The sequence below is a fragment of the Flectobacillus sp. genome (assembly GCF_049240685.1).
In the GTDB taxonomy this organism is placed as follows: Bacteria; Bacteroidota; Bacteroidia; order Cytophagales; family Spirosomataceae; genus Flectobacillus.
The window spans coordinates 16,986-22,538 of the sequence record NZ_JBMLSD010000510.1 but is presented as its reverse complement, the minus strand read 5'-3'; the positions used below and the strand labels follow the sequence as shown (position 1 = coordinate 22,538).

The 5,553-nt window shown below is 39.3% G+C and carries 2 protein-coding genes and 1 pseudogene; 1 reads left to right on the top strand and 2 read right to left on the bottom strand.

The window, feature by feature from the left end:
• Window positions 1–102 precede the first annotated feature (102 nt).
• On the bottom strand, window positions 103–3,873 hold the full coding sequence (gene metH / locus ACOVQ4_RS23660; RefSeq protein ID WP_421823050.1) for a methionine synthase: 3,771 nt from the start codon (window positions 3,871–3,873) through the stop codon (window positions 103–105).
• A gap of 289 nt (window positions 3,874–4,162) precedes the next feature.
• Here metH and ACOVQ4_RS23655 point away from each other — a divergent pair, with 289 nt between their 5' ends.
• Window positions 4,163–4,621 (top strand): Lrp/AsnC family transcriptional regulator, encoded by a 459-nt coding sequence (locus ACOVQ4_RS23655; RefSeq protein ID WP_095160303.1) that lies wholly within the window; start codon window positions 4,163–4,165, stop codon window positions 4,619–4,621.
• A gap of 272 nt (window positions 4,622–4,893) precedes the next feature.
• On the opposite strand, the pseudogene ACOVQ4_RS23650 reads toward ACOVQ4_RS23655, so the two are convergent.
• Window positions 4,894–5,553 (bottom strand): annotated as a pseudogene (locus ACOVQ4_RS23650) (MFS transporter); the annotation flags it as partial.

Sequence of the window (5,553 nt, the reverse complement as noted above, 5' to 3'; positions counted from 1 at the left end):
TTTCCGACCGCTTTGGATGGTAATATCTCGTTAGACCAATGAAATGTAGATGTAAGGAATAATCACTCATTCACTCAATCGCCATTCACTCAATAATTCTATCTATTCATAATTCAGCACTGGAGCTAGCCATTTTTCGGCTGTTTCCAAATCCATGCCTTTACGTTTGGCATAGTCTTCTACTTGGTCTTTGGCGATTTTACCTAAACCAAAATATTTGGCATCAGGATGTGAGAAATACCATCCTGAAACTGAACTAGCAGGATACATAGCAAAACTTTCTGTTAGCGTGATGCCAATTCTTTCTGCTTGTAACAAGTCAAATAATGCTCGTTTTTCGGTATGGTCTGGACAAGCTGGATAGCCTGGCGCAGGGCGAATACCTTGATATTCTTCCGAAATTAACTCCTCATTCGAGAGGGTTTCATCGTTGGCATATCCCCAAAACTCTTTACGAACTCTTTCATGCATTAATTCGGCAAATGCTTCTGCCAAACGGTCGGCAATGGCTTTAAGCATGATCGAATTGTAATCGTCATGGTCTTTTTCGTATTGCTCCAACAAAGTTTCGATGCCCAAACCTGCTGTTACAGCAAACGCTCCGATATAGTCTTCTTTACCACTAGATTCAGGAGCAATAAAGTCAGACAAACAGATATTTGGCAACTTAGAAGCTTTTTGTCCTTGTTGACGCAAATGATGTAATACCGTTTGTGCTTGTGGAGATACCAATTCTCCTTCGCTATTTACAGCGGTATTACTCAACACTCTGTATCCTTTAGCTTTTAATGCACCTTGTCCAGCGGCATCATACTCATATTCCTCAAAAGGATGCAAAATGATATCATCTTCGATAGAGTTGGCAGGATAAAAACCAATAACTGCACGTGCTTTGAGGCTCTTTTCTGAAATTACCTTCTGAAGCATTTGTTGTGCATCATTATAGAGTTTTTTCGCTTCAGCACCTACTACCTCATTTTCAAATATTTTAGGATATTTCCCAGATAATTGCCAAGTCGAGAAGAATGGTGTCCAGTCGATATATTTAGCGATTTCGGCAATATCATAATCTTCAAATACTTTTGTTCCTAAGAATTTAGGTTTTGTACCTTGGAAATTACTCCAATCGATTGCTGTTTTATTTTCACGAGCGGCATCAATAGAAATATAATTTTTATCACGTTTACGACCTGCATGTTCGTCACGAAGGCGAGCGTATTCTGTCTTGATTTCGTCGTAAATTTCTTGGTGGGTTTTTTCATTTTGCATCAAACGACCCGCCACAGGAACCGAACGAGAAGCATCCAACACGTGAATTACTGGACCATGATAATGAGGGTCAATTTTTACCGCCGTATGGATACGAGACGTAGTAGCACCACCAATCAACAATGGCATAGTGAAACCTTGACGTTCCATTTCTTTGGCAACTCCAACCATTTCGTCTAATGAAGGAGTAATCAATCCCGATAACCCAATGATATCCACATTATGTTCTTTGGCTGCTGCCAAGATTTTATCTGTCGGCACCATAACGCCCAAGTCAATTACTTCGTAGTTGTTACAACCCAATACTACCGAAACGATATTTTTACCAATATCGTGAACATCACCTTTTACCGTTGCTAACAAAATTTTACCTGCACTGGTACTCTCGCCACCAGCTTTTTCTTCTTCAATAAATGGAAGAAGATAAGCCACTGCTTTTTTCATCACACGTGCCGATTTTACTACCTGAGGTAAGAACATTTTTCCTTCCCCAAACAAGTCACCCACGACGTTCATACCGTCCATCAATGGCCCTTCGATTACTTGTAAAGGTCTTTCCACTTGCTGACGTGCTTCTTCAACGTCTTCATCGATAAATTCGGTAAGTCCTTTGATAAGAGCGTGCTCCAAGCGTTTGCCTACTGGCAATTGGCGCCAGCTATTATCTATAACTTGCTCTTTACCTTTTGATTTTACAGTTTCGGCAAATGTTACCAAACGCTCTGTTGCATCTGGACGACGATTTAATAAAACATCTTCACAAAGCTCCAACATATCTTTCGGGATATCGTCATAAACGCCTAATTGACCAGCATTTACAATCCCCATATCCATACCAGCTTTGATGGCATAGTATAAAAATACCGTATGCATTGCCTCTCTTACAGGTTCATTTCCTCTGAAAGAGAATGAGATATTCGAAACACCTCCTGATACCTTGGCGTGAGGAAGGTTTTCTTTGATCCAACGTGTTGCATTAATAAAGTCTACCGCATAATTGTTGTGGTCGTCTATACCAGTTGCAACAGTCAAGATATTAGGGTCAAAAATGATATCTTCTGGTGGGAAGTGTACTTCATCTACCAAGATACGATAGGCACGTTCGCAGATTTCGATACGACGTTCGTACGAATCTGCCTGACCTTGTTCGTCGAATGCCATAACTACCGCAGCGGCTCCATAACGTTTTACTTTTTCAGCAGATTCTTTGAATTTTTCAACACCTTCTTTTAATGAAATCGAGTTTACAATAGATTTTCCTTGCACGCATTTCAAGCCAGCTTCAATCACTTCCCATTTCGAAGAGTCAATCATAATGGGCAAACGAGCAATGTCTGGTTCTGCCATCAAGAGATTCATGAATTTGGTCATCGCTTGTACACCATCAATCATACCTTCGTCCATGTTCACGTCTATTACTTGAGCTCCTCCGTCTACTTGCTCACGTGCAACGGCAATCGCTTCATCGTATTTATTGTCACGGATTAAACGCGCAAACTTTTTCGAACCAGTTACATTACAGCGCTCTCCAACGTTTACAAAATTGGTCTCTTTCGTAATTTTCAAAGGCTCCAATCCTGATAGTTTTTGAACAGGCTCAAGTGCTGGAAGCTGACGAGGAGGATATTTTGCCGCAACTTCCGCAATCGCTTTAATATGCGCTGGAGTTGTACCACAACAACCTCCAATAATATTAATAAAGCTATGTTGTAAGAAGTCTTCCACAATCTCACTCATTTGCTCAGGCGACTGGTCATATTCTCCCATTTCGTTTGGCAAACCTGCATTTGGGTGAGCCGAAACCATGAAAGGAGCATTTACAGCAAGCGTCTGAACATAAGGACGCATCAAATCGGCACCGAGCGCACAGTTTAAGCCAATAGATAACAATGGCATGTGCGAAACAGATGTCAAAAATGCTTCTGTTGTTTGTCCCGACAACGTACGACCCGAAGCATCCGTAATCGTTCCTGACACCATTACTGGAAGATATTCTTTTTCTGGATGATTTTTGAAGAATAAATCAATCGCAAATAGGGCAGCTTTGGCATTTAAGGTATCGAAAATTGTTTCAACCAATAATGCATCTGCGCCACCATCCACCAAACCACGAATTTGCTCGGTATAGGCCTCTACCAATTCATCAAATGTTACTGCGCGAAAACCAGGGTCATTTACATCTGGAGAAAGAGACAAAGTACGGTTAGTGGGTCCGATAGAACCTGTTACGAAACGAGGTTTAGCAGGATTTTTTGCCGTAAATTCATCTGCTACTTCACGCGCAATTTTGGCTGAGCAGTAATTAAGTTCGTACACATATTCTTCCATGTGATAATCAGCCATAGCAATAGACGTTGCCGAAAACGTGTTTGTTTCAGCAATATCAGCACCAGCCTCAAAATACATGGCATGAATTTCTTTGATTACGTCAGGACGAGTAATCGAAAGCATATCGTTGTTGCCTTTTACCTCGTGTGGAAAATCTTTGAATTTTTCACCACGGTAATCAGCATCAGTCAATTTATATTGTTGTATCAAAGAACCCATTGCACCATCGAGTACAAGGATTCTATCTTTTAAGATTTCACGGATGTTCGGACGCATCAGTTTTCTGGTTAATTTATAATTTTATCGGTAATGTGTTTTCAAATAAACTACTAGCTAAAGGAATGACTATTTTAGATTATACTTTTCTGAAATAGTTTCCTTGTATTCCTTCATCTTTCTAGCTAAAAGCCTACAATTCGAATCTACTTTTACAAAGTTACATCAAAAGATAATATTTGTTTATTGCTTCTTTTAAATTAGATGTATTATCTTTAAATAAAATTATTTTAGAAAGTTTATCTAAATATTGGAGTGTTTTTACTAGAAAAATGAAAAATTAACGGCTATGAAACTCGATTCAATTGACAAAGCGATTCTTAGAAATCTACAAGAAGATGCTCATTTGACGACTAAAGAACTTTCGAATCGACTCAACTTGTCGCCTACACCTGTGTATGAAAGGGTAAGAAGACTTGAAAAGGAGGGGGTTATTAAAGGATATGTGGCGTTGGTAGACAGAGAAAAAGTAGAGAAAGACCTAATGGTATTTTGTAATATTCGTTTAAAAGAACATGCCCAAGAGGCTGGGGCTAGATTTGTGCGTGATGTGGTTCAATTAGAGGAGGTTATGGAATGTTACAATATCTCAGGCGAATACGATTTTATGCTGAAAATTGTCGTAAAAGATATGCGTGAATATCAGAGCTTTTTGATGAATCGACTTGCCTCTCTCGATAATATCGGTAGTACGCATAGTACTTTCGTGATGAGTGAGATAAAATCCAAAACAGCCTTAGAAATTTAGGGAGTGAGGAGTGAATGATTTAGTGAATGGTGGTTGAGTAATTTAGTGGTCATTTTAATTGTAGAGACGCAATACTTTGCGTCTAAATAGTGTGTATTCATCAAACATCGGTTTATAAATATCCTGACATTCAATCAAAAAGGCGTTCGAAAAACTCATTTCGAACGCCTTTTTTTAGAGGTAAAGCATTGCGTCTCTACTGCTGAAATATAGATTTTTGAAATAATCACCAAATCACTCAACTACTATTCACTCAAAACTCTACACACATTTTACTCTTCCAAATAGTCCAAATCTTTGTTATGAGTTTCTGGAATAGTTAAAATCGAGTAGAAAGCTAAAACGAAACAGATTATTCCTACGATAGCTGCGGCATTAAAAACATCCAAACTTGGTTTGAGACCAGCATATAAAGATGTCATACCAATCACAGTTCCACGAACCATATTGGGTACCGTTGTAGCGGCTGTGGCTCTGAGGTTGGTGCCGAATTGTTCAGCTCCTATGGTCACAAACATGGCCCAGTAACCGACAGAAAAGCCTGCAAACACACAAACTGTGTATAATTCTTGTGCTGAGTTCATCCCTGCATATAGATAATAAACACTGCAAATCAAGGTAAGTACAAGCAATAAAGAAACGGCTTTTTTACGAGAGCTTAAAAACTGAGAAATAAACCCACTGGCCAAGTCGCCAATCGCCAAACCTATATAGCAAAACATAATAGCTTTCCCAGGTTTGATTTCTTCAGCAATGCCTAATTTTTCACCAAACTCATTCGCAAATGTTGCCAAAATGCCAATCACAAACCATGTTGGCATCCCAATCGCAATACATTTGAGGTAACGAGATAAGCGATCGGCATTGGTGAAAAGCGCAAAGAAATTCCCTTTTTTTACCCCTGTTTGATGCTTAATATTTTCGAACATACC

What these genes read in the sequence shown, in the direction of transcription:
- metH (WP_421823050.1), bottom strand. Translation starts at nt 3,873, where the DNA reads ATGCGTCCGAACATCCGTGAAATCTTAAAAGATAGAATCCTTGTACTC.
- ACOVQ4_RS23655 (WP_095160303.1), top strand. Translation starts at nt 4,163, where the DNA reads ATGAAACTCGATTCAATTGACAAAGCGATTCTTAGAAATCTACAAGAA.